General features: G+C 67.5%; 19 protein-coding genes and 2 pseudogenes. 10 read left to right on the top strand and 11 right to left on the bottom strand.

Annotated elements, in window-relative coordinates:
* Positions 1-151: 151 nt before the first annotated feature.
* From ABZ370_RS35270 to ABZ370_RS35255, 4 genes and pseudogenes are all read left to right on the top strand, one after another.
* Positions 152-262 (top strand): annotated as a pseudogene (locus ABZ370_RS35270) (ATP/GTP-binding protein); the annotation flags it as partial.
* Between the two features lie 672 nt (positions 263-934).
* Positions 935-1,186: a hypothetical protein gene (locus tag ABZ370_RS35265; RefSeq protein ID WP_358629579.1), complete on the top strand. Its 252-nt coding sequence runs from the start codon at positions 935-937 to the stop codon at positions 1,184-1,186.
* Between the two features lie 97 nt (positions 1,187-1,283).
* Positions 1,284-3,122: a glycoside hydrolase family 15 protein gene (locus ABZ370_RS35260; protein WP_358629758.1), complete on the top strand. Its 1,839-nt coding sequence runs from the start codon at positions 1,284-1,286 to the stop codon at positions 3,120-3,122.
* Positions 3,123-3,354: 232 nt separating this feature from the next.
* A complete protein-coding gene (locus ABZ370_RS35255; protein ID WP_358629576.1) occupies positions 3,355-3,540 on the top strand; it encodes a hypothetical protein in 186 nt (61 codons plus the stop codon).
* 387 nt (positions 3,541-3,927) lie between these two features.
* On the opposite strand, the gene ABZ370_RS35250 is transcribed toward ABZ370_RS35255, so the two are convergent.
* From ABZ370_RS35250 to ABZ370_RS35235, 4 genes are all read right to left on the bottom strand, one after another.
* The gene (locus ABZ370_RS35250) at positions 3,928-4,929 is read right to left on the bottom strand and encodes a medium chain dehydrogenase/reductase family protein (RefSeq protein ID WP_358629573.1); all 1,002 of its coding nucleotides are present in this window, start codon (positions 4,927-4,929) and stop codon (positions 3,928-3,930) included.
* Positions 4,926-6,200, bottom strand: a complete 1,275-nt coding sequence (locus ABZ370_RS35245; RefSeq protein WP_358629570.1) for an aspartate aminotransferase family protein — start codon at positions 6,198-6,200, stop codon at positions 4,926-4,928. The genes ABZ370_RS35250 and ABZ370_RS35245 overlap by 4 nt, the downstream gene beginning before the upstream one ends.
* Before the next feature lie 23 nt (positions 6,201-6,223).
* A complete protein-coding gene (locus tag ABZ370_RS35240) occupies positions 6,224-7,717 on the bottom strand; it encodes a trehalose-6-phosphate synthase (protein WP_358629567.1) in 1,494 nt (497 codons plus the stop codon).
* 89 nt (positions 7,718-7,806) lie between these two features.
* On the bottom strand, positions 7,807-8,745 hold the full coding sequence (locus ABZ370_RS35235) for a sugar nucleotide-binding protein (RefSeq protein WP_358629564.1): 939 nt from the start codon (positions 8,743-8,745) through the stop codon (positions 7,807-7,809).
* A gap of 1,480 nt (positions 8,746-10,225) precedes the next feature.
* On the opposite strand from ABZ370_RS35235, the gene ABZ370_RS35230 reads away from it, so the two are divergent.
* The 4 genes from ABZ370_RS35230 (at position 10,226) to ABZ370_RS35215 (ending at position 15,228) form a co-directional block, all read left to right on the top strand.
* Positions 10,226-11,371 carry a sedoheptulose 7-phosphate cyclase gene (locus ABZ370_RS35230; protein ID WP_358629561.1) on the top strand — a complete coding sequence of 382 codons (1,146 nt, stop codon included), beginning with the start codon at positions 10,226-10,228 and terminating at the stop codon, positions 11,369-11,371.
* Positions 11,372-11,375: 4 nt separating this feature from the next.
* Positions 11,376-12,497 (top strand): sugar phosphate nucleotidyltransferase, encoded by a 1,122-nt coding sequence (locus tag ABZ370_RS35225; protein WP_358629558.1) that lies wholly within the window; start codon positions 11,376-11,378, stop codon positions 12,495-12,497.
* Positions 12,494-13,549, top strand: coding sequence for an ROK family protein (locus ABZ370_RS35220; protein ID WP_358629556.1), 1,056 nt, complete (start codon positions 12,494-12,496; stop codon positions 13,547-13,549). The genes ABZ370_RS35225 and ABZ370_RS35220 overlap by 4 nt, the downstream gene beginning before the upstream one ends.
* Before the next feature lie 578 nt (positions 13,550-14,127).
* Positions 14,128-15,228 (top strand): VOC family protein, encoded by a 1,101-nt coding sequence (locus ABZ370_RS35215; protein WP_358629553.1) that lies wholly within the window; start codon positions 14,128-14,130, stop codon positions 15,226-15,228.
* A 718-nt stretch (positions 15,229-15,946) separates the two neighbouring features.
* Here the strand turns inward: ABZ370_RS35215 and ABZ370_RS35210 are convergent.
* On the bottom strand, positions 15,947-16,666 hold the full coding sequence (locus ABZ370_RS35210; RefSeq protein WP_358629550.1) for an HAD-IA family hydrolase: 720 nt from the start codon (positions 16,664-16,666) through the stop codon (positions 15,947-15,949).
* 1,094 nt (positions 16,667-17,760) lie between these two features.
* Between ABZ370_RS35210 and ABZ370_RS35205 the strand changes: the two genes are divergently transcribed.
* A complete protein-coding gene (locus ABZ370_RS35205) occupies positions 17,761-18,171 on the top strand; it encodes a hypothetical protein (protein ID WP_358629547.1) in 411 nt (136 codons plus the stop codon).
* Positions 18,172-18,295: 124 nt separating this feature from the next.
* Here the strand turns inward: ABZ370_RS35205 and ABZ370_RS35200 are convergent, their stop codons facing one another.
* The 5 genes and pseudogenes from ABZ370_RS35200 to ABZ370_RS35180 all read right to left on the bottom strand — a co-directional run bounded on the left by ABZ370_RS35200 (position 18,296) and on the right by ABZ370_RS35180 (position 22,366).
* A complete protein-coding gene (locus ABZ370_RS35200; protein WP_358629545.1) occupies positions 18,296-19,372 on the bottom strand; it encodes an integrase core domain-containing protein in 1,077 nt (358 codons plus the stop codon).
* 67 nt (positions 19,373-19,439) lie between these two features.
* On the bottom strand, positions 19,440-19,613 hold the full coding sequence (locus ABZ370_RS35195) for a CBS domain-containing protein (protein WP_358629542.1): 174 nt from the start codon (positions 19,611-19,613) through the stop codon (positions 19,440-19,442).
* A 416-nt stretch (positions 19,614-20,029) separates the two neighbouring features.
* Positions 20,030-20,269, bottom strand: coding sequence for a PepSY domain-containing protein (locus ABZ370_RS35190; protein WP_358629540.1), 240 nt, complete (start codon positions 20,267-20,269; stop codon positions 20,030-20,032).
* 460 nt (positions 20,270-20,729) lie between these two features.
* Positions 20,730-20,882, bottom strand: coding sequence for a hypothetical protein (locus ABZ370_RS35185; RefSeq protein ID WP_358629537.1), 153 nt, complete (start codon positions 20,880-20,882; stop codon positions 20,730-20,732).
* 484 nt (positions 20,883-21,366) lie between these two features.
* Positions 21,367-22,366 (bottom strand): annotated as a pseudogene (locus tag ABZ370_RS35180) (integrase core domain-containing protein).
* A 38-nt stretch (positions 22,367-22,404) separates the two neighbouring features.
* Here ABZ370_RS35180 and ABZ370_RS35175 point away from each other — a divergent pair.
* Positions 22,405-22,782 carry a transposase gene (locus tag ABZ370_RS35175; protein WP_358629535.1) on the top strand — a complete coding sequence of 126 codons (378 nt, stop codon included), beginning with the start codon at positions 22,405-22,407 and terminating at the stop codon, positions 22,780-22,782.
* Positions 22,783-23,255: 473 nt separating this feature from the next.
* Here ABZ370_RS35175 and ABZ370_RS35170 read toward each other — a convergent pair whose 3' ends face one another.
* The gene (locus ABZ370_RS35170; RefSeq protein WP_358629532.1) at positions 23,256-23,903 is read right to left on the bottom strand and encodes a hypothetical protein; all 648 of its coding nucleotides are present in this window, start codon (positions 23,901-23,903) and stop codon (positions 23,256-23,258) included.
* Positions 23,904-24,215 lie beyond the last annotated feature (312 nt).

Raw genomic sequence — 24,215 nt, 5'->3', positions numbered from 1 at the left:
CTTTGCAGGATGCCGAGGACCGAGCACTCCCGCCGCAGGTCGGAGGCCAATTGGCGGATGTGGTGGGCTTGTTGAGCAGGGCGCGCTCCAGCCCTCCATCAACATACTGGACCGTCGGACCGGCCGAGTCCAGTGGTGACATGACGCGGGCACGCTGGACGACGATCTCACCGTGTACGTGTTCGGTACCCCGGGTCAGGATCGTTTCTGGTTCATGTGGGAGCCCATGGCACGCGGCGCGATCAGCGCCATTGTCATGGCGACACTGATGGCGGTCCGGCTCGCCTGCCCCGACATCACCCGGGCCTGCGACGTCGCCCGCGCCTTCGCCGATCTCGTGCGTCACCAGCGCGGACACCTTCTCCAACAGCGGATCTCCGCCAGGCCGAGCAGGACGTGCCCAAGCCGATGAGCGGATTCGCCGGCTTCCTCCGCCCGGACCTCGGCGCCGCCACCGCCGGCCTCACCCTCCCCCGGAGTTCCGGAGCCATCGAAGGACACGTGAATCAGGTTAAAACGCTCAAGCGAGCTATGTACGGCCGGGCCTCATTCGAACTCCTCCGGACCCGCATCCTCACCCAGCCATGACCCTCAGGGAACTTCGGACAGAGCCAGGTTCAAATATCACCATCAATACCCACGACCCCGCTGCCTGCTTCGCCAGCATCGACCTTCGAGCGCCGCCCAATTTCCGTTCCTCGTCGCGGTCAATGCCTTCGACCAGGGCACCCCCTAAACAGCGCCGACCACCCTTGCGAGGCTCCCGAACTCGGATACCCTGATGAAGATCGACACCCAGGACGACCCGGATGCTGGCAACTCCAGGCCCATCTCCTTGATCGACTGTCACCTCCCCCCCCACGACCGCCTGAAGAGGAGAACCACCATGCATGCCCGCCTCATCGCCGGTCCTTGACGACCCGCACCCCACTCGGTGCTGCGGTCGCTGGGCCCGGCGGTCCGCCTCGACGAGCACGGGATCTGGGCCGTGTCGGGCTGCGCGGAGGCGCAGGCCGTACTGAAGGACCCGGACACCTTCAGCTCCGTCAGCGAGATCGCGTTGACTCAACTGGCCAATGCCGAGATCCTTTCCGGATCGGTGCTCGCCTCGGACTGCGAGCAACACTCCCGGCTGCGCCGGGTGCTGTCCCGGCAGCCGGTCAGTGGCCCGGCGACGCCGCGCTGATCGACATCTGTGGTTGCCCCGCCGCGCGGGGGCCGAATCAGGAACTACTACACCGTGGTGGCTCGACGCTGGGTCACCCCCAGAAGAACGGACATTCATGGCTGGGCATATCGAGGATTACGCACTCATCGGCGACTTGGAGACAGCGGCGTTGGTCGGCCGCGACGGGACGATCGACTGGTTGTGCCTGCCCAGGCTCGACTCCCAGGCTGTTTTCGCCGCGCTCCTCGGCACCGAGAACAACGGCTCCTGGAACATCGGCCCGGCCGAGTCCAGCGGCCTGAGCCCAACCGCCGACCGTCGCACCTACCGCGGTGACTCGCTGCTCCTGGAAACAGAGTGGGACACTCCGACCGGTACCCTGCGCGTCACCGACTTCATGCCGCCGCGTGAGGGTGGGGCTCCACGTCTGATCCGGGTCGTCGAAGCCGTCCGCGGCACCGTCACCGCCGCGTCGACCCTGCGCCTGCGGTTCAACTACGGCAAGGTCGTGCCCTGGGCCCACAGGACCGATGACGACCGGATCCGCGCGGTAGCAGGCCCCCACGCGGTGTGGCTGGACACGGAAGCGGAGACGCACAGCGAAGCGCTCACCACCCACTCCCGCGTCACGCTCGCCGAGGGCGAGCGCATGGCGTTCACCTTGAGCTGGCAGCCTTCGTACGCCGTCCCGCCCGACAGCCTCGACACCGATCAGGTCTTCCAGATCCAGGAGGACACGGAGAAGTTTTGGGCGGACTGGGCCTCCCAGTGCACCTACAGCGGCCCCTACCGCGACGCTGTGATCCGCTCCCTGATCACACTGAAGGCCCTGACGAACCCGTTGACCGGAGGGATCGTCGCCGCGGCGACCACCTCGCTGCCCGAGGAGATCGGTGGCGGCCGCAACTGGGATTACCGCTACGTCTGGCTCAGGGACGCCGCGATCACCATGTCGTGCCTCCTGCGGGCGGGCTATGTCGACGAAGCCCGCGCCTGGCGGGACTGGCTCCTGCGCGCGGTCGCCGGTGACCCTGAGAACCTCCAGATCATGTACGGAATCGCCGGAGAACGGGAGATACCCGAGACCACGCTGCCCTGGCTGGTCGGCTACGAGAACTCGACCCCGGTACGCATCGGCAACGGCGCCGCCAACCAGCGCCAGCTCGATGTGTACGGCGAGGTGATCGAGGCCTTACTCCTGGCGGCGCACCTCGGCCTCGAGCGCGACGAGACCAGCAACACCTTGCTGATCAAGCTCGTCCAGTTCGTCGAAGCGAACTGGCGCGAGCCCGACAAGGGCATCTGGGAAGTCCGCGGCCCTGACCGGCACTTCGTGCACTCCAAGGTCATGGCCTGGGTCGCGGTCGACTGCGCGATCAAGCTGATCGAAGACGGCCACGCGGACGGCCTCGTGGATCACTGGAAGGTCCTGCGTGACACGATCCACCAGGAGGTGTGCGAGAACGGATACGATCCCGACCGCAACACCTTCACTCAGTCCTACGGCAGCCGGGAGCTGGACGCCGCTCTGCTGCTGATCCCCCAGTTCGGTTTCCTGCCGGCCGACGACGAGCGCGTCATCGGCACCATCGAGGCAATCCAGCGGGAGCTCTCCACTCCTGACGGGTTTCTCCACCGCTACCCGACCGAGGGGGACAGCGCCGGCAGCGACGGTCTGATCGGGGATGAGGGGGCGTTCCTCGTCTGCGCGTTCTGGCTGGTCGACGATCTGGCGATGATCAACCGTGCCGACGAGGCGCGTAACCTGTTCGAGCGTCTGCTCGCCCTGCGTAACGACGTCGGTCTGCTGGCCGAAGAGTGGGACTCGCACCAGCAGCGGCAAATCGGGAACTACCCGCAGGCTTACTCCCACATCGGCATCGTTGATGCCGCCCTCTCCCTCGAGAATCCGAGCCGGCGGCATCCGCTCGCCCTGAGGAATACGAAGCGATGACCTCCTGCCGACCACGGTTCACCGCAAGCTGCTCGCGATAGCCGAGTAGCCGTCCTCTTCCTCCCCATCCTCCCATCCTCACGTGGCACGGCGCGGTCCATCCGGTCGCCACCTTCCGTGAGGATGGGATCACCATGGTCCCCCAGCGCTGGGCCATGTCGGTTACCTGGGACATGGACACTGCACCGACACCGCGGCGCGTTCTTCATCAGAGAGAGGGATGGAGGCGAGCATGCGGGTCGCCAGGGTCGGCCAGCAGGTCGAGCAGGAGCTGGTAGCCGGCCAGGGTGCCGTCGATTCATGGCTTCGCGACGAACTCGGCGGCCTCGTCGGCCAGGGCGAGTCGTGGGGGGTCGGCGCGGGGCGCGCGGACTGGGAGTCCTCCCAGCCCGTTTCTCCACGCCGCCCTACCGAGTGAAGTAGGCCGCCGACGAGGTGCCCGTGGCCCGGGCCCTTTTCCGGCGGCCCTAACTGAACGGAACGGCGAGTTTCCCCGCATTCCGCTCTCCAGTGATCACGTCGGTGGGCCGTCCAGCATGGAGGTCCTCTGGACCGTGGCGGCAGATTGCGTGACCTGTAAAACGTCGACCTGCCGACCGGTCAGATCCTCGGCGAACCGCAGCACCGTAACCAGCGACAGCACCGCGAGCGGCGACACCGGGGCCCTGCACACCGAAGGCATCAGCGAACGGCCGTCAGCAAAGACCTTCGCCGGTGGTCCCCGGGTGGCAGGCAGTGCCCGGGTGCACAGCAGCCTCGGCAGGAGGGCTGCCAGGGGGGCGCACCTGCCGTCATGGGTATCCCGTCAGGAGGATTCGGGGTGCACAACGATCTTGCCGGGTCCCAGGGCGTCCGGAGTCCGCAGCAGTCCGAGCAGCCCTGGCAGGTCCACTTCGGCGGCCACCAGGGCTTCAGCGCGCAGAGGTGCCACGACGTCGGTGAGGTCGCCGATCGCGGCAGCGAAATCCTGCGGGTCCGTCCCGTAGCTGCCGGCCACCCGAAGCGAGTGGCCCTGCCAGGTGCAGGCGGCGATGGTTCCGGTGCGCCGCACCTGGTCCAGGTCGCATTCCAGCCCCCGGTGCCGGTCACCTGGCGCGGTGCCACCGTACAGCAGCAACAAACCACCGGGCGCGACCAGGCGTAGCGCCTCGTCCAGCACGGCGGGCAGCACGAAACTGGTGGCAATCACCACTACGTCCGCCCTGCCTCCGGTCGGTTCGCCGAAGAGCATCCAGGGTACGTCGAGCAGGTCGGCCTTGCGGGCCGCATCCATCCGGGCGCGGCTCCGGTTGTGGACCGACGTTCGGGCGCCTGCTCGTTCGGCGAGCGCCGCGATAAGAAGCCCGGCGGTCCCGGCACCGACCACCGCGACTTGGGCGCCCTGCAGGCCGCCGACCTGCCGCTTGATGGCGCCCAGACAGTGCTGTGCGCAGGCGATCGGCTCGGCGAAGACCAGGCGCCGGGCCGCCGGGCCGTGCGGCACCGGTTGCAGGGCGTGCCGCAGCAGTTCAGCCGGACCCGCCGCCCACATGTGGTCGGCGAACCCGGTGCCCCGGTTTACCACTACGTTCGGGTCCAGGACGACGCGAGTGCCTTCGGCGAGTGCGGGGACAGTGGACTCGCAGATGGTGCCAACGAGTTCGTGCCCGAACTGGCTGGGACCGTGGCGGATACCAGCCACCTCTTTGAGGTCGGAGCGGCACAGCCCGGCCAGTTCGATGTTGACGAGTACGCCGGGGTCCTCGCGCGGGCACGGCGGTGGCGAACGGCGCAGGCGGGGCTCGCCCTCCTCCAGGGTCACTCTCATGCGATGGCCTCCAGTGCCTCGCCGAACCGATCGGCGACTGTGTGGGCCTCGGCAGGCGTAAGAATGAGAGGCGGGCGAAGTTCGATCGTACTGCCGCTACCGTGCTCGGAGACACGGGTGAGGACGCCGTGGTTTTGGAGCGACTGCTGGTAGGCGTTGGCGCGGGCGGCGGCCTTGGTGCCGTCGGGCTCCACCAGCTCCACCCCGATCATCAGGCCGACCCCTCGGACGTCGCCGATCACGGGGTTGTCCTTCTGGAGGTCTCGCAGTCGGCCGAGGAGCACGTCGCCGCTGGCTCGTACGTTCTCCAGGAAGCCAGGTCGCTGGATGATTTCCAGGGTGGCCAGGGCGGCCGCGGCGGACAGGGTGTGGCTGCCGTAGGTAAAGCTGTGCAGGCTACGGTCCCAGTCGGCCATGCGTTCCTCGGTGAGGATGGCGGCCATCGGAAGGCCGCTGCCGGTGAGCCCCTTGGCGAGGGTCATCATGTGTGGCTGGACACCGAAGTGGTCGGCGGCGAACATCCGTCCGGTGCGGCCCAGCCCGGTCTGGATCTCATCGAAGATGAGCACGATCTCGCGCTCGTCGCAGAATCGGCGCAGCTCCTGGAGGTAGCCGTCGGGTGGGACGATGTTGCCGCCGGCGCCGCTGATCGGCTCGATCACTACGCAGGCCACGCTGCCGGAACTGGCATAGGTGATGAAGTCCTCGATGCGGTCGACACAGAGCATGCCGCAACTCTCGGGAGTCTGCCGGTAGAAGCAGCGGAAACAGTAGGGGTCCGGCACGTGAAGGCCGCCGGGGTAGCGGTATGGGAATGGCGCACGCATTTTGGTGGTGCCGTTGAGGCTCGCCGTCGCAAGGCTCTGGCCAAGGTGGGCGCGGAAGGGCACGATGACGTCGCGGCGGCCGGTATGAAGCTGGGCCATCTTGATGGCGCCTTCGTTGGCGGTGGAGCCACTGGAGCTGCGCAGGTTGACCCGCGTGAGATTGGGCGGGCTGATGGCGGCCAGTTCTTGGATGACCCGGTTGGTGGGTTCGGTCTGGAAGGACGAGCTGGCGAAGACGAGCCGCTCGGTCTGTTCCCGTACGGCGGCCATCACCTCTGGGTGGTTATGCCCGAGCAGCAGGTTGAAGGTGCCGGAGACGCAGTCGAGGAATTCACGTCCCTCGGCATCCCAGGAGCGGATGCCCTCACCGCGCACCAGCGTGATGTCGCCGAGTTGGAACTGCGCCGCCTCCTGCGGCGCAGGGAGGCGTTCTGTCGTTGTCATAGCGCGCTCCGTGGTCATGGCGGTCAGAGGTCCGCTCGTGCCGAGATGGCCGTCGCAGCGTCGAGGCGCCCAGCCGTTGTCGTGCGGGCCGCGTGGTCGGCAGCGAGTCCGTCCAGTTGGGCCTGCACCCACGCTTCGAGCGTCCAGGGGCGGGCAGCGTCGCGACGGCGGCGGGCAGCGTCCTCTGCCTGCTGCGGCCCGGCCGTGAGCGCGGCGGAGATAGCCTCGGCCTGCTCGACGATGTCGAAGGGGTTGACGGTGCGGCAGTACTCGCCCAGGACCTCGGCTGCGCCGCAGGTTTCCGAAAGGATGACGTCGGCGTCGCGTTCGTTGACCAGCGGCGCTTCGAACGTGCTGAGGTTTTGGCCATCGACGGTCGAGTTGAAGATGAGCAGGTCGGCCCGGCGGAAGCACGCGATGGTGTGGTTCACGTCGTTGTCGTTGTTTATGCGCACGGTGTCGGGGCCCAGCTCGGCGTTGGCCTCCGTGACGGCGGTCTCCACCCGGTGGACGTAGTCGGCGTTGGCCGGCACGTACAGTCGGTTGGGATTCATCCGCACCAGCATGCGGGTCTCCTCAAGTCCGCCGTTCCGGGCGGCCAGGACGAAGGCGCGCACCGCGCGTTCGGCGTTCTTGATCGGGTCGGTGCGCCCGCTGTGCACCACCAGCCGGTGGCCGTCCGCCCACTCCTCGATCCCGTCGGGCAGTTGCGGGCTGCGGCCGTCGAGGGTGAGCGGGCTGTAGCCGAGCGGCATGGTGCGCAGTCGGGTGCGGTGGCCGCGCCACTCGACGGTCATCGCCTCGCGGTCGATCCGGGCGTCGGGCAGGAGATCGGCGACGCTTTCCAGGAAGTTGCGGCACCAGCGGTCGGCGAAGAAGCCGATCGTGGTGGCGGCTAACATGCCGTGGAGGATACCGGTGCGGATCTCCTTGGGCAGCACCCTCCAGTAGTCGGCCGACGGCCACGGGATGTGCACGAAGACCAGGATCGGCGCGTCCGGCCGCTGTTCGCGCAGCAGCGTGGGGACCCCGACCAGTTGGTAGTCGTGGACGAGGTAGACGGGGTCCGGCGACTGGGCCGAGCTCTGAAGGATCGCGTCAGCGAAGTCTTGCGTGAAGCGGCCGAAGTCCGCCCAGCCTTCGCGGGTTTCGGAGCCGAACGACGGCTGGGTCCAGCGGTCCCAGCCGTAGTTGTTGGCCGCCCACATCAGGTTGGCGGTCATGAAGTTCTGCACGTTGCGGAAGACAGCGGGGTCGTGCCTGATGAGCCGGACCAGGATCTTCCGGCCGGAGTGCAGCTCCATGGTCACGCCGTCGGGGTCGCGCGCCGAGGCGCGGCGGTCGTCCTCGGAGTCGGCGCTGGCTATCCAGGTGATGTTGAGGACGCCGGCCTGTTCGGCGACGACGTTGCCGGTGCCGCCAGGGGCCAGCCAGGCGCGAGGTTCGCCGGTGGCGGGGTCGGCGTCGTAGGTGATCGCCGCGCGTTTGCTGGCGAGGAAGATCTCAGATCCGGTCACGGGTACCCCATTCATGGGTCGAGGGCTGGAAGCGGGTCGACCAGAGTGGACAGAACGTGCGTATTCGGTTCAGGGGGCTGGTGGTGGCATCAGAGGATCAGGGAGTGGGTGGCTTCGAGGACGTCGACCGGACGGTGGCGCTGGAGTTCGGGCAACCGCGTGGCCACCTCGCTGTGCAGGCAGGCGCTGCGCGGCCTACAGGCATAGGCAGTGCCGACACGCGGTGTCGGCACGATGAGCGCGGGGTCCGCGCCGACCTGCTGGGCGATGTGCCTGGCCCAGTCGACTCGGCCGATGCGGCGCGGCCCGCCGAGGTGCAGCGTCCCGGTGCAGCCGGAATTCACCAGCGTCGCCACCCACGCGGCCACGTCCTCCACGAGAACAGGCGTGTTCCAGTGGTCATCGGGAACCCGCAGCCGTTCCCCGCGCATCAGCGAACGAGCAACGCTGGTGAGGAAGTTGGGTCGCGGGCCGCAGTCCTCCCAACCGTAGACCAGACTCACCCGTAGGACGAGGGCGGAAGAGGTGGCGAGCAGCTCCCGCTCGGCCGCGAGCTTCGCCCGACCGTAGGCGTTGGCCGGGCGGGTCTGTGCTGACTCGCCGTGGCTCTCCGCCTCGCCGGGGAAGACGTTGTCGGTCGACACCAGCAGGACGGGCCGACCGTCCAGCGCGGCTGCGATGTTGCGGGCGCCGCCGTGGTGGGTGGCCCACGCCTCCTCGGGATGTGCCTCGCACCAAGTGATGTCGGACGGGCCATGTACGGCCACAACGGCGTCGGGCTGGATGGCATCCATCAGAGCAGCCACCTGCGGTCCCGACGTGACATCGACGTGGGTCCAGCGCACACCGCGGCTTTCGGGGGTGACCGGGGCACGCCGGGAGCTGATCACCGTCTCGGTGCCGAGCCCGGTGAGGCGGGCGGCGATGTGCCCGGCGATGTAGCCGGAGCCGATGACCAGGACCCGGCCAGGCATGGCGGCGCTCGCCGTCGACTGGGGTGCGAGGGGCGACGGACGAAGATCAGGCATGTACTTCCTCCAGCTGACGCGGCGGGCGGACATGGCGGAGCATGTCCCGGTCGGGTGAGCGGACGTTCGGCACCGTCGCGCCAGCGGCCACGCCGGTTCCCCGGCCGGTGCCGACGTTGAGCGCGCCGAATAGGTTCGTGGTGCCGTGCCGCAGTCGTGGGTACGGCACTGGTTGCGGCGAAGGTTCAGCCCCGGCTGGGTTCGGTCCAGTGCCTGTGCCTGGTTCGCTCGTCGACCGACAAGATGACAGCGCCCCCGGGCGGGTCCAGTTACAGTCCGATGATTTCGGCGGCCCTTCCCGCGAACGCCGGGCCCTTCGACAGCTTGAAGAGGCCCGACCGGTGCGGCTTCACATTCTCCTCCCGCCGGAGAAGCGGGCAACGTAGCAGAGAGAGACCTTGATGCCCTCACGCCGATTCAGGCGATCGGCCGACGCAGGCGCCGGCCAGTGCGAGATGCCTGATTTCGGCGGCCGGGTCATCCTGCCCAGTGCTATCACTTGGCCTGCGGCGACAGCATCTGGTCTTTACTCTTCTCCGCCGCTTCTTTTCCGCAAACCCGCCAGTCCAATTTTCTGAGAAGTCAAAATGTTCGTTCCAGGCGGTTGGCGCTGCGAAATCCGTTCCTGCGCCCAGACCAATTGCCGCCGTCGCGCGCCCGTAACCAGCGTGGCAAGAACCGCGCGCTTCACGTACCACGAGAGCATATTTTCTCCACGCTTTGCCGTGGGTGACTCGTGTGCTTTGCAACTTCACTCATTACAGGTGGTGAACAACTTGCTGTCAAGGATGTAATTTTTTGGCTCGATCAGTCCGGTGGCGTTTCTCGCGCTCACAGGAACCAGGCCTGCCAGATCGCACATGACACCTCTTCACGTGACATATCGATGGCCAGAAAATGGCCCCATTCGACCTCGGTGGCTCAATGTCGGTCAAGCAATTCCAGTCAAGATGGACATAAGGGACTATGCGTCTCTTGACAAGGGTTATGCGCGCCGCCTTAGATCGTTAAGGCATAGGTCACTTACCGCCGACTGGCCCGAAATCGCGGGGGGAATGCCGTACTGGCAGCTCACCGCTTGGTGCAGACGCAGCGCGCAGAAATCCCGACCAGGCAGCAGCGTCGCGTCCCTGGGTGAACGCCCACCCATCACCGCGATCGAACATCCAAACCTCTACCCGACGCCGGCAGTAGTGTGCCGCCCCTGGCACCTGCTGCGGGCCGCCCACCGCCGCTGGTCGCGCCTTCACCGAAGCGCCACCACGCCGTCAAACAGTCGTCTTCACACCGCGCGCTGCGGCCCGCATGTGGTGGCCTGCTCCTGCGGCTGATTCCGCCAGCGCCCACCGCTCCTCCTTTTCGCGCCACGAGAGGATCGATGACCATGACTACAGCTAAGAGCCTTTCCCTCCCCGACGATCGTCTGCACGACTACGCGACGGAGGGTGGCACAGCCTGGCGGGTGAGCGCTCTCAAGGAGGTGAGCTACGACATCATGGTGCAGCCGCGGCTGCTCGAGCCAGCGAACCCAGCGCTCGCCCGCGCCGTCATGCCTGGTGCAGCGCCTGCACGTCGGCTCATCGTGATCGACGCTACGGTGGCCTCCCTCTACGGTGAGCAACTTACCGCCTACCTGGCGAGCCAGGACGTGGAGTTCCACCTGTGCGTCATCGACGCACACGAATCGGTGAAGGTCATGGAGACCGTCTTCGAGGTCGTGGACGCGATGGACACCTTCGGTGTGCCACGGCGCCACGCACCGGTGCTTGCCGTGGGTGGCGGGGTGCTCACGGACATCGTCGGGCTTGCGACCAGCCTATACCGCAGGGCCACACCGTACGTCCGCATACCCACGACCCTGATTGGGATGATCGACGCGGGCATCGGCGTCAAGACGGGCGTCAACTTCCGTGAGCACAAGAATCGGCTAGGCGCCTACCACCCCTCATCGCTGACCCTCATCGACCCCGGTTTCCTCACCACGCTCGATGCCCGGCACTTACGCAACGGCCTCGCGGAAATCCTGAAGATAGCTCTGATCAAGGATGCCGAACTGTTCGATCTGCTGGAGGGGCACGGCGCGAGCCTGGTCGAGCAGCGGATGCAACCGGGCGAGGACGCGGCAGGTGGTGCGGCGCTCACAGTGCTACACCGGGCGGTCCGGGGCATGCTGGAGGAACTCCAGCCCAACCTCTGGGAGGACCAGCTGCGGCGCCTGGTGGACTTCGGGCACTCCTTCTCTCCGACCGTTGAGATGGCGGCGCTGCCCGAGGTGCTGCACGGCGAGGCTGTCTGCGTCGACATGGCACTCAGCTCGGTCCTCGCCCACCACCGGGGGCTCCTGACCGCGGCCGAGCTCGACCGTGTCCTCAATGTCATGCGCGTTCTCCACCTGCCTGTGTTCCACCCGGTGTGCACGCCGGAACTGATGCGCGGGGCGCTCGCGGACACGGTCAAGCATCGGGACGGCCGACAGCACCTGCCTCTTCCACGAGGGATCGGCAACGCCGTGTTCGTGGACGACGTCACCCAACGAGAGGCCGAGGCCGCGCTGTTCACACTCCGCGAGCGTGAACAGGCGCCGCAGCAGCCGGCGCTGGGCGGTCCCGTGGATTTGGGGGTCTGAGAGCATGGATGGAGTGCGTGCCGTACTGCTGGCGGGCGGCGAAGGCCGGCGCATGGGGCCGCTGGGACACGGCAGGCTCAAGCCACTGGTGCCGTTCGGCGGCACCTCCCGTCTGATCGACTTCAGCGTCGCCAACGTCCACCGGTCGGGCCTGCGAGACGTCCTGCTGTTGTCCCAGTACGAGGAGCGCCGCCTCATGGACGACCTGCACCTGGTGTGGAACGGGCGCCATCACGGCTTTCGAATACGCTTCGGCCCCTACGACGCGGTGTACCGGAGCTCACCGGGCAAGCTGCCCGAGCAGGTGCCGGAGCGTACGTGGCCGGCGGAGCGCGGCACAGCCGACGCACTACTCAGCAAGGCCGAGTACGTCTTCGGACAGGGTGACTCAGAGGCCTCGGAGATCCTCGTCCTCCATGCAGACCACGTCTACCGTTTCGATTACGGGAGCATGATCCGCGAGCACCGCGCATCAAAGGCCGCGCTGACAGTCTCGTACCAGCGCATCGAGCGGCGGTACGTGCATCTGTTCGGCATGGTCGAGTTCGACAGAAACGGCCTACTCACATCCTTCGAGGAAAAACCTCACCACCCCACGAGCGACCTGGTGTTCGCCGCCTTCTGCCTCTTTGACGCGACGACGCTGTGGCGTTACCTGGAGCAACTGCGCGGCACGGACTGGCAGCACGACATCAGCAGGGACGTCATCCCGGCGATGCTGGCAGGCGGCGAACTCATCCGTGGGTATGAGGTCAAGGGCTACTGGGAGGACATCGGAACCGTGGACCGCTACCACCGCGCCCACCGCGGACTGCTGCGGGCTGAGCCGACGCTCGCGTTGACCGACATGCCACTGACCGTCGCCCCCGAGGTGCCGCGACGCCTCGTCTTGGACGGGCCCGGCAGGTACGCCAGTATCGTGGCGGCCGACGTGGCGAACGAGGGCGAGATCGTGAACAGCGTGGTCTACCCGGGCGCGCGCATCGGTGCCGGCGCACACGTGGATGACTGCGTCGTGCTGCCAGGTGCCCAGGTACCCGACGGGGCACGCCTGGCGTCGGCCATTGTGCTGGAAGACGGCTCTGTCCAGCAGTGTGAGGCGGCACGGGAAGAGGCCGCGTCATGATGGCACTTGCACCCGCGCCGTGTGACCTGGTGGTGGCCGACATCGGTGGCACGACCCTACGCGTGGGCCGGATCAGGGCGGGCATGTCCGATGTGCATGACGTGCAGCGCGTGCGCACCGACGGGCTCGGCCGGTACGGCACACTCGCCCCGCAGCTGCTCCAGGACCGGGTCATGGAGCAGCTCACGCGGGAGATCGCGGCCCAGCTCGCCCGTCCAGGTCAACCACCTGCTCAGGCCGTGGCAGTGTCCTTCGCCGGGCCGATGACATCCGACGGAGTCGTCATCGCCGGCCCGACACTGTGGGGGGGACCCGCAGCGCCGCTGCCCGTCGCCGACGTGTTGGCAGGGCATCTGGGCCTGCCCGTGTTCGTGGCCAACGACGTGACCGCGGCGGCCTGGCGCTACGCCTCGGTCGAGTCCGAGCCGTTCTGCCTGACCACCGTGAGCTCGGGCATCGGGAACAAGGTGTTCCGCCACGGCGAAATCATCAGCAACGAGCACGGGTACGGCGGGGAGATCGGCCACTGGCTCGTCGACCCGGCCGAGGACGCCGCGCCATGCGAGTGCGGAGGGCGCGGCCACCTCGGGGCGATCGCGTCAGGACGCGGCGCGCTGTTCGCAGTGCGTGCGGCGGCATCAGCCGACACCGATGCCTTCGCTTCCTCGGCGCTGGCCGGGCCCTCGGGCGGCGTGCCTGGCGCCATCACCAACGAGGCGTTCGTGGCGGCGGCCCGAGCAAACGACACGTTCGCGCGGGAGTCGCTGCGCCGCTCACTGCGGCCCCTCGCGTCCGCGGTGAGCCTGCTGTTTACCGCGATCGGCGTGCGCCGCTACCTGTTCGTCGGAGGCTTCGCCCTTGCCTTGGGCGACACCTTCTTGACGCTGCTCGGCGACGAACTGGTGCGGATCGGCTGCTTCGGCTTGGACGAGTGCGCGACGCGCGCCATGCTCGCGCTCGGCGAGAACGACGACGACCACTGCCTCATCGGCATCGGCCAGTTGGCGGCGGCTCGCCTCGACACTCCCCAGGCCATCGAGGCGCCGGCATGACCACGCTGATCGTCGGCAGCGGCTCCGCCGGCGGCGCGCCGGCCACAGACTGGCGCCGGCGAAGGAGCCGTCGTGGTCACTTCCAGGACGCGGCCGAGGTCCGGCACGCTCACCGAGGGTGCCTGGGGGAACGGCTTGACGTGACGCGGCCCGGGGACTTCGCCCGGGTGCTGGCCGGTCTGCCGGGAACTGACGGTGCCGCGGGGCAGCCTTGTCCATGGCCCGGAAGACCTGGCGCCCGCTGGCCGGCTGTATTTCTTCACCCGGTGTGCGCACGCACTGGCCGCGGACCGCGAGAGGTGTGCGCCCCGCGCCCCCCGAACAGCTGTCCTGCAAGCGCCCTGTCGGCCCGCGCCCTCGGCCTCGCGCTTCCCCCCCCAGGTCCGCGGGTTTCGCGAGGGCGCCCGCAACCTGTTGCACGCCCCGCGGTCCGCACAGACAGCTCGCAGCGATCGGCCCATCACCCAGTAGCCTGAGGAGGCAGCCCCGTGCTCTCCCCCGACCGCCCGTGCGCGCCGGCTTCCGCCGCGGCCGGCTTGTCCTCGTGTGGCGACGGCCAAGGGCCACCGCCGCGTGGGGTGCCCGGCGCCCAACGGGTCGACCACCTGGGGTTCACCGTGTCCGACCTGGACGCCGCGATCGACTTCGCCGTAACGGCACTCGGTGGCGAACTCGTCTACCGGCTCGCGCCGTTAGCGCACGCCGACGACTGGATGCGCGTATACCTCGACGTACACCCGCGAGCCAGCGCCGAGATCGCCCTCGTCCGCCTGGGACTCGACACCAACCTCGAGCTGTTCGCCTACGAGTCGCCGGACCACACCGCCGCGCCACGGGCACCGCACGACGCGGGTCACGTGCACCTCGCGCTGCACGTGACCGACGTGGCACGGGCCGCCGTCGAACTCACGCGTCGAGCGGGGGTGAGCCCACTCGGCCCGGTCCGCCGTGTCCCCGACGGGCAGCCCGATGCGGGCACGCACTGGGTGAGACTGTCCTCGCCGTTCGATGCACCCATCGAACTGCGGTCCGTACCTGAGGTGTTGCCGTACGAGACGGGCGGGGGCACACCACGCCGCCGCCCGCCGGGGCCATGGTGCAACCGGGACGACGGCACGGGGAGTCGGCGTGGCCTGCCCGGCGCGCTCGGCGTCGACCACTTCGCCAGGACCGTCGCGGACCTCGACGCGGCCGAGCGGTTCTTCGTGGACGTCCTGGGGGCCGAGCTTCTGTACCGAAACGAGCAGAAGATCCTTCCCGTGGATGTGGCGGAGGCGCTCGGCGTGCCACCGGGTGGTGCCCTGCGGCGGGCCGTGCTCGGCATGGGCCCGACCGACACCATCGAACTGGCCTGCTATGAGGGGACGTCGGGCGGCAATCCACGCGCTCCGCGCAACAGCGACGTCGGCGGCAGCCATCTCGCCCTACACGTCCGCGACGTGGACGTGGCTGCCACCTACCTGGCCGAGCACGGCTGCACCGTGCTCGGCCAGCCGGAGACGATCGATGAGGGGCCGCTCACCGGCGACCGATGGGTGTACACACGCGCCCCCTTCGGCCTGTACGTGGAGGTCGTGCGCATGCCGGACGGCGCACTGCCCTACGAACGCACCACCGCCGCCCGGCGCAGGGCCGCGCATGAGCTGTCATGGACCGACCGTACGCCACCCCGGCCCTGAAGGGCGTCAACATTCCGATCAGGCTGCTGAGCTGGGCATTCCCCGTGGATGAAGCAGTCGAGGAACCACTGTGTGGCGCTTTTCCCGGCGGAACTGCTGCCGCCGGTGCCCCCCGCTCCTGCTTCATCGCGATTCCTCCCCTCTCCGCGATCGGCGGTCGGCGGTCGGCGTCGCTCGGGAAAGACACCAGAACACCGGGACGGCCAGAAGGCTCTGGAGTCGGCCAAGCCCTTGCATGAGGGATCGCCACCTGCTTATATTCGTCGGCCACTTGGTCACGCCGCAGGTGAAAGTACGGTTCCGGCCTCAGAGGTGGAAGGCAGACATCACTGACCCGATTCACGGGGGGACCGCTTCACGGCGGCGCGTAGAGCTTCGGAGCCGGACGGCGGTGACCGGGGAGATCCCGCCCGGCTGTACTCCAGGCGGCGGTCACTCTTCTCCGCTCAGTCGCTGGCCCCGGCCGCATGACCGTCACCGTGGCCCGCCCCACTTGGGCCGAACGCTCACTTCCCAGAGCCGGGCCCCCAAGCGGGGTCCCATCGCCCCTGCCGACTGGCCGGAACCACCAGCCCTCGCCCCTGCCCCGACCCGCAGGACCTCAACGGCGATGGTTTCGTCGGCTACGAAACAACAGATACAAGGTCGCCGCGAGAAATGCGATCAGCCCGACCGCGGCATGCGATCCGGCGTTGTGGCGCCACGGCGCCGAGGCGCCTCACTGCGCCGCCGCCTCGCGGCCATTCTCCGCGTCGGCGAGCCGCAGGACTCCCTTCAGCCCCCGGGGCACGCGCACGTCACGCTCACTCGGCAACAGGTACACCGGCAACCCAGCGCGCGCCGCCGCGCCGTCCTTGACGGGATCGTCACCAACGAACAGCACCCGCTCGGCCGAAAGACTCAGACGCTCGCAGGCGACGCCGAAGACGGCAGGGTCGGGCTTCGCCAGCCCGACCTCGCAAGACAGCACCACCACGTCGAGCTGATCCAATACACCGGTCCGCTTGAAGGTCGGTCGGATATCCCAGCCGATGTTGCTCAGCACACCCGTGCGCACGCCTGCGGCGCTGAGCGCCTCGAGTACCGGAAGCGTGTCGGGATACGGGAGCCAGGCGTCGTTGTCGGTCAGGCAGTCGTAGAGTGCCTCCACCAGCGGTGGCTCGAACGGCCCAGCGTCAGCGATCAGCCCGGTCCAGATTCGCCGGTGCGCGTCGGGCGACAGGTCGCATCCTTCCTTCGCCGCGCTGCGCTCCGGCGCATCCACATACGCCAATGTGCGTCGGATCAGCGTCGCCGCGACCTGCTCGTCAAGCCTGACCCCGCGGTCGCTCGCCTTCGCCACCAGCCGTGGCGCCGTGAGCACGCCCGTGTCGTCGAACAGGGTCCCCGCGAAGTCGAAGAGGACCCCATGGACTCCTCCATCGCCAGGTTCGCTCACTGGTGCACCATCCTCCTGTGTCAATGATCTTGAGTGATACTGATGCGTCTGAGGCACTCCTAGACTGCCGTCAGTTCGCTTGACCGGCGAGGTCCATCATGAGTTCTGCGCAGTCCGGCGGTGTCCTGGGACATCCCGACCGTCGATAAGGCTGAACGCCACCGAGCACCGACTTGCTACCGACCTCATTCGCGACCGCCACACGGTCTCCATTGGAGGAGAACCAGTTGAAGTTGGTGGTTACCCAAACGACGCCGTAGACGAGGCAGCCGTGGCGGCGACCTCGGCGGAGATCCTGCCGTGCACGATCGTCGGCAACTGCGGTGCTTCTTGGGGACGACGGTGCTCCACCACCATGATCCGAGGATCGGCGTCCACGGCACGGCGATGGAGCCCCTGAGGAACATCTGCGAGCCACAGCACCTTGGGGGTACGTGGCACAGTTCCGGATGGTCCGAGAGATGGCGCCTCCCACCAGTTCCTGCAGACAGCCGATCAATACACGAGTGTTCCGGAGGGCTTTGGCATCTTTGCCATCACGCACTGCTGAGCGAGCCATCGCCTCCCCGAACACCTGCCACCGTGGCAAGCCCTTCCAAACTCCATGGCCGCTGCACGCCAGGCAATGTGACGGGACTCATGCACAACCATTTCCGGACACGAAGACTCCAGCGTGCCGTGTACTTCACCTCGCTTCACCGGAAGGCGTTGAGGATGCACGTCACGGCGTGCGACCCGTGTCGCCCTGGGGCTGCTTCCGGTGATGCGGCTTGCCGAGCGTGGTCGGCTGTCTGCGCTGGTCCGCGAGTCGGTAGGCATCTGCGGTGCTGACAACAGCGGCGGGGCGAATCCGGCGGCGAAGAAGGTGACGTCTCTGGTCGCGGCGATGTGCGCGGGGACGGACAGCATCGAGGACACCGGCGGGCTGCGGCACGGGGCCCTGCCGCAGCTCTTCAAGGGGACCCGGGCGCTGTCGACGCTGGGTACGTCCCTGCGTTACTTCACCCACGGGCATGTCCTGCAACTCCACGCGGCGCACCGCAGGTTCCTGCGGGAGCCGGCCGTACACACCACTGCTGCCAGGAGCCGGGCAAGTGGCCTTCATCGACATCGACTCCACCCACAATCGGGTCTTCGGCCCTGCCAAACAGGGTGCCCAGGTCAGCCGGTTCAAGGGCATCCGTACTCTGCACCCGCTGCTGGCCACGATCTGCACCCCGACCGCTCGGCCGGTCATCGCGGCCGTCCGGCTGCGGCAGGGCAAGTCTGCCGACTCCCGCGGAGCCGGACGCTTCGTCACCGAGGCCCTGGCCACCGCCGGCGAGGCCGGTTCGGAGCCTACCCAGGCTCAAAGTCCCAGAGGATTCCCAGAGATGCCGCCGCATTTCCTCCTGGCCCGCTGCCTCGCAGGTCGGACAGGGTGCGGCGGCATTCGCTCCTCAGATGTCGCGGAAGAGACCAGCGAGCGCTGTGACCTGCCGCGATGGGCGCGTGGTGCCCGCTGAGCTGCGCGAACGGCCTTTCGGTTGTTTCACGCTCGTGCCGGTTGATGGGGCCGGAAGTCCCAGGAAAGTCCCAGGGGATTCCCACGGCTGGCGGACCCTGTGGGTGCCGGAAACTGTGTCACCCCTATGCGACCTGCGTGTATTCGTGGATGAGGCCGCCGAGTCGATCACGTCGATGGATGCGAGTGTTGTCGGTGGCGGTGAGTGGTTCGGGCTCGGTGAGTCGGTTCGGTGCCCGTTGTTCGAGGGATCGGTGTGGCCGGTGTCTGTTGTAGTGCTCCGCGTACTCGCGGATGACGAGGCGTAGGTGGCGCTCTCCGGTGATCAGGATGCGGTCGGTTGCCTCGCGTCGGCATGATCCGATCCAGCGCTCGGCGATGGCGTTCATCCGTGGCACGGCGGGCAGGGTGGGGACCACGCGTATGCCGGTCGCATGGAAGACGGCGTCGAAGCTGTCGGTGAAGTAGGCGCCGCGGTCCCGGATGAGGAACTTGATCGACTCGGCGTGGTCGCCGAGGTCCATGAGGTAGTTGCGGGCTTGTTGGGTGATCCAGGGGCCGGTCGGGTGTCGGGTGATACCGGCGATGTGCGCGCTGCGGGTGCCGTGGTCGATGAAGAACAGCACGAACCAGCGCCGTAGGAACACGGTGTCGATGTGGAAGAGATCGGTGGCCACGATTGCGGAGGCCTGGGCTTTGAGGAAGACGGCCCAGGAGCGGTCTGCCCGTTGCGGTGATGGTTCGATCCCGGCCTTCTTCAGAATCTCCCAGACGGTCGAGGCGCCGACTTTGTGCCCCAGGCCCAGCAACTCCCCATGGATTCGTCGGTATCCCCATCCGGGGTTCTCCCGCGCGAGACGCAGGACCAGTTGTCGCAAGGCTTCGGGCGTTGGCGGTCTTCCTGGACTTCGGGATGGGGAGGTCCACTTCCAGGCGATGAGCCGTGTGTGCCAGCGCAGGACCGTTCGCGGAGTGACCAACAGGGGCAGCTGTGAACGCCGCTGGTTGCTGAAGATCCGGAGCGGTGCTGCCATGACGGCCTTCTCGCTCCAGGAGAACCGGGGCCGAGGCCGGTTGCGTTGCGCGATAGCGAGCTGATGCCGAAGCATCAAGATCTCGGCATCTTTCGCCGCACTCGATCGGGCCAGGAGGGCAATCCATCGGAAGGTCTGACAGGCGAGCAGGTAGATCAGCCGTATCACTACGACTCGCATGCTGCCCCAGAACAGTCGGCAGCTACCTGAGATCTGGGAAACTCGAACCAGCAGGTCAGCCCAGGTGACACACTTTCCGGCACCCACAGGCGCCGTCGTCATCGACGACCGGGGCAGCGGCGATGTCGTTCGCGTCCAGCAGGGCGGCGACTTCCTGGAACGGTGTGTCGGGGCGGAAGGTGACGACCTCCTCGGTCATCACGTCACCGACCGTGCGGCGGCGCAGCATGGCATCGGCCTCCTCCGCTTCGCGACGGGGCGGCCGCGGCCGGACCGCCCCGGGCGGGCCACGCGCGGCGCACCGGCCTCCGCGGCCCTGCCGGCTCGTCCACGCTGTCTTCCCTACCCATGACAGCACCGCGCCGCTCCGGCGACCACTGACGTTCGACCTGGCGGGGAACGCCGGCGGTCCTACGGTCAGGAGTGCGACCGAGCGCACGGTAGACGCCGGCACGCTGGGCGCCTGGCCCTTGCGCTTGTCGATGAGGACGGTCAGGCCGCCCTCCTGACCGCTCACTCAGCGTCCGCGCCCACGTCCACGGGCCCGGCCCCCGGAACGGACGAAGGGGCCACGGCCGCCAGACAGTGGCGGGCGTGGCCCCTTCGAGCTATGGAGAGGTTTCAGGCAAGCGGCTTGGTGCCTGATCAGTCGTTGTCGTCGTCCTGGTCGACGTGCTGGTTAAGGACCTTGCCGGTGGCGGCGTCGACGGTGATGTCGTGGCTCTTGTGGTCCTTGCCGAGGACGTCGACCTCCCAGACGGTGGAGCCGGTGCGGTCGTTGGGCGTTCTGGGCAGCGTCGTCGTCGCGCGGCATGCTGCCTCAGAGTGGCTTGGGGCCTGCTGAGGTCTGACAGAGCCGAGCCAGCAGGTCTGCCCGGGTGACATAATTTCCGGCACCCACAGGGTCGTCCACAGTACGGGGGCATCTGACACTAGGCCGGGCTCGCCTGCCGGTTACGACGTTCTGCCATCGGAGTGGTGAGTTCTGGCCGGGGGTGCGCGGACGAGGTCGGTGGCCTCGCGACGGCATGATCGACCTACGGGTTCAGGCGTCAGAGCCGTCTTCTGCCACTGCGACCTGCGACTGACCATGCGCATGAAGACCGTCATGCCGCCCGGCGAAACCGCCGCTCGTAGCGCAGAAACGAATGTGCCCGTGCCCGGGTTCTCGGCCGGACAGAGACACATTCGTCGATTCTGGGCCCGCAGAGACCGCGGAAGCATCGCCGCATTATGTGCCGGCGCCCGTGAAAGAGTCTATCGCTACATCCTCAAAAATGAATTTGTGCAGCAATAGGCCGAGCAATGCGCCCGCTATTGGCTAGGCGCCGCATGCCCGACTCACTCAAACGGTGACGAGGCCGACGCCAGGGGCCTCGATGCTGATGAGGGGGGCGTCGGCGTTGACGTCGGCGTTGACGGCGACGCCGATGCCGCCGGCGACGTTGTCCAGCTCGGCGTCGGAAATCTCGGCGGTCTCGACTCGGGTGAAGTCCATGACTTTCCCTTCCTTTGTAATGGAATGTTTCACAAATGACACGCGGACGATTGAACAAGCGCCCACCAGCCACATGGCTGCCATTTACCGGCCTGAAGTCGATGGGCGTTCACGTAAGCCCGTGCCGACGCGATGAAAACACGCCAAGTACTGACCGAACCAGTCGAGCCATGGTGCGCGCATGGCGCATTTCGCCAGAAAGCACCAAAAGAAACGGGGGGTTTCGCGTGACCCTCACAATCGGCGAACTCGTCGGACGCATCGACCTCGACGCGTCGGGGGGCAGCGCTGCAACTGCTCGACCCGCCGGCCCCCGAGGCCGCGCCCACCCCCGCCGAAACTCCGACCGTCCGGTCGCTGGCGTCCATCAAGCCCGCCAGGGGTCGCGCCCGCCGCGCTGTGGCCCAGGTGTGAGGCGGCAGGCCGTACGGCTGCTCCGGCTCGGCGTCGGCGTTGTAGGTGCCAAGAACTGCGTCCCTGCTAGTCACGCGGCGTGCCGGTACTCGTGCAGGAGGCCGCCGAGGTGATCGCGTCGATGGACGTGGAGATGGGTGAGCTGGTCGGGTTCGGTGATCGGTTCGGGTAGCGGGCGGAGTGGTGCGGCGCTTGCGAGAGTGCGGTGGGGTCTGTGCTCGTTGTAGAACGTCTCGTATTCGCGTAGCGCGTGGAGTAGATGGGTCTGGTTCCGGATGAGGGTGCGGTCGAGGAGCTCGTTTCGGCATGAGCACCCAGCGTTCCATGATCGCGTTCATGCGCGGCATGCGGACGCCGGTCTGGATGACCTTGACGCCTTCGGCTTGCAGGACGGTGTCGAAGGATGCCGGGTACCGTCCGTCTCGGTCCCGGATCAGGATCTTCGCGTTGATGCCTGCGTCTTGGAGGTCCATGATCATGTTGCGGGCGTGCTGGGTGACCCAGATAGCGGTGGGGTGTGCGGTCGCGCCGAGGATCCGCACGCGGCGGGTGGCGTGCTCGATCACCGCGAGGACGTACAGCGTCGCTCCGTTCAGGGTCTTGGTTTCGAAGAAGTCTGCGGCGAGGATTGCCTGGGCCTGGGAGTGCAGGAAGGCGGCCCAGGTGGTGTGGTCGCGTTCGGGTGCTGGGTCTATGCCGTGTTCCTTGAGGATGTTCCACACGGTGGCGGCGGCCACCTTGATCCCGAGGGAGGCGAGTTCGCCATGGATTCGCCGATAGCCCCAGCTGGGATTCTCCCGCGCGAGCCGTAGCACAAGAGCACGGATGGATCGTATGGTGCGGGGTCGTCCAGGCCGTTTGGGGCGGGAAGCCTTTGCGTGGCGGCGGCGCAGCAGTTCACGGTGCCACCGCAGTACCGTGTCAGGCGAGATGATCAGCGGTAGTTGACGAAGGCGTACCCGGGAGAGGCGATGGAGGAGGGCGGCCAGCAGTGCACGGTCTGGCCAGGTGAGCTTCCGTTTGTCGGTCTGCCGCTGTAGTATGGCCAGTTGGTGGCGTAGCGCCAGGATTTCGGCGCCCTTGTCTCTGGCACGTACAGGGCTGCCGGGTGCGGTTCCTGATCCAGGACCGGGACGGGAAGTTCCCCGCCCTGTTCGATGCCGTCCTTGCCGATGCGGGGATCGAGGTCGTCCTCAGTGGTGTCAGGATGCCGAGAATGCCCTCGGTCATGGAGCGATGGGTGCAGACCTGCCGGTGCGAACTACTGGACTGGACCTTGATCTGGAACCACCGGCACCTGCTCTATGCGCTGCGGGAGTTCGAGCGGTTTTACCACACTCATCGGCCACATCAGGGCATCGCCAACGCCCGTCCTCTGTACCCGTTACCCGCGCCGATCATCGATCCGGACCAGATCGCCAGCCTTGACATACGAAGACGCGAGCGCCTCGGTGGCATCCTCCGCGAATACCGACATGCCGCATGACCTGGGTGGATGAGATTTCCGGCAAGCGCAACGTGTGCTCGGAGCCGTCGATCGGGAGCGACTGGTCGAGTACATCACGGGCGGCATTCTCGCCATCCTTCCGGCCAAGAACACCACTTCGTGAGGCGGTGGCCGTGGCTTCCCTTCTCCGACGTGCGGCTCTGTCTCAGACGAGATGCGCTCTGTTGCAGAGGCAGACGCACAGAATGGGATGCCGCCTCGCGATACCTGCTGGCCTCCGCCCGGTGCGGAGACCGACAGTTCGGCCGGGGCCGCCCGGCGCTGCGGTGTCACGCCGCCGCCCAGTCCAGTCCGAGGTTGGCGAGTTGTTGGAGTTCTTCTTCGGCGAGTTCGGCGCGCCGGGTCTTGGGGTTCGAAGCAGGGCGTGCGGGGGTACTGCGGGCGGGGCAGCCTCGGACGCGCGCCGCGTTGTGCAACTCCACCTGAGGGGTGAGGGGTCGAGAGTGTAGGGGCTACGCGGTGCCGTAGAGTTCCTTCCCGATGTCGCGGGCCAGCATCGCCGCCCAGGCGAGCACCTTGTCCTTATCGTCGTCGGCGCCGACCCTGAGAATCACACCTCCGACGCGGGCCTCGACTGTGTAGCGCCGAGGGGCGTCGTACTCGTCCCCTCCGGTCATCGAAGACGACTCCAAGAGAGCCTCATCGCCCAGGCCCTTCAGCTTCGTGACCTCGTGGTGCTCGTAAGCGACGCCCGCCTCCATGTCATGCAGGACAGTTTTGCAGTGAGAGTAGAGGTCGTGCTGGAGCGCGAGATAGCGCTTGGCGTCCTCGGCGGGCATCGACAGCAGGGACTGGTCCACGGATATCTCGGGCACCGTCTCCGGCTCCCTCTCGTCATCCGGTATGCCCCACTTGACCGCCGAACGCTCGGCACTGGCCGCCCGGAATGTTTCGAGTTCCCGAACATACCCCTTGAGCGGTTCGCTGCCACCTTCCGGCATGCAGTCCTGCCACGGGCCCCGGCTACCCGGGTACCCGTTGAAGATTCCCACCGTTGCGCCCGTGGAGCGAAGCCCCTCACCGAAGGCACCCGGCGGCGCCAGCGCCTTCTTCAATTCGGCATCGGCGAAGACACGTCCGGGATCGGCGGTGCCGTCCATGCCGGGCGCCGAGGTGCTCCCGGGGGACGCCGAGGATTTCCCCCCGGAGCCCGCGCCGCCGCCTTCACCCCCTGCCGCCCCGCACCCCACCGTCAGCACGGCGGCTGCCGCGGCACAAGCCAAGCGTGGTTGCCAGCTCGCCACTTATTTCTCCCCCTGAGATCCCTTGCTCATCAATGCGCCGGTCCGAGGACGCGGAAGTCCGATGGTACGAGGGAGCAGTTCAGGAGCGCGCCTCGGCACGGCCACCGCCCGCCGCCCCAGCCTCCGTCCGGTTGCTCTCGCGCATGCCGCGACCAGCACATCGCTGTG

This window comes from Streptomyces sp. NPDC005962, assembly GCF_040629205.1.
Taxonomy (GTDB): Bacteria; Actinomycetota; Actinomycetes; order Streptomycetales; family Streptomycetaceae; genus Streptomyces.
This window is presented reverse-complemented; position numbering and strand designations above follow the sequence as displayed.

Bases quoted from the DNA above. Each gene is read 5' to 3' on its own strand.
- ABZ370_RS35260 (WP_358629758.1), top strand. From the start codon at position 1,284: ATGGCTGGGCATATCGAGGATTACGCACTCATCGGCGACTTGGAGACA.
- ABZ370_RS35255 (WP_358629576.1), top strand. From the start codon at position 3,355: ATGCGGGTCGCCAGGGTCGGCCAGCAGGTCGAGCAGGAGCTGGTAGCC.
- ABZ370_RS35250 (WP_358629573.1), bottom strand. From the start codon at position 4,929: ATGAGAGTGACCCTGGAGGAGGGCGAGCCCCGCCTGCGCCGTTCGCCA.
- ABZ370_RS35245 (WP_358629570.1), bottom strand. From the start codon at position 6,200: ATGACAACGACAGAACGCCTCCCTGCGCCGCAGGAGGCGGCGCAGTTC.
- ABZ370_RS35235 (WP_358629564.1), bottom strand. From the start codon at position 8,745: ATGCCTGATCTTCGTCCGTCGCCCCTCGCACCCCAGTCGACGGCGAGC.
- ABZ370_RS35225 (WP_358629558.1), top strand. From the start codon at position 11,376: ATGGATGGAGTGCGTGCCGTACTGCTGGCGGGCGGCGAAGGCCGGCGC.
- ABZ370_RS35220 (WP_358629556.1), top strand. From the start codon at position 12,494: ATGATGGCACTTGCACCCGCGCCGTGTGACCTGGTGGTGGCCGACATC.
- ABZ370_RS35195 (WP_358629542.1), bottom strand. From the start codon at position 19,613: ATGCTGCGCCGCCGCACGGTCGGTGACGTGATGACCGAGGAGGTCGTC.
- ABZ370_RS35190 (WP_358629540.1), bottom strand. From the start codon at position 20,269: ATGTCACCCGGGCAGACCTGCTGGCTCGGCTCTGTCAGACCTCAGCAG.
- ABZ370_RS35185 (WP_358629537.1), bottom strand. From the start codon at position 20,882: ATGGACTTCACCCGAGTCGAGACCGCCGAGATTTCCGACGCCGAGCTG.
- ABZ370_RS35170 (WP_358629532.1), bottom strand. From the start codon at position 23,903: ATGGACGGCACCGCCGATCCCGGACGTGTCTTCGCCGATGCCGAATTG.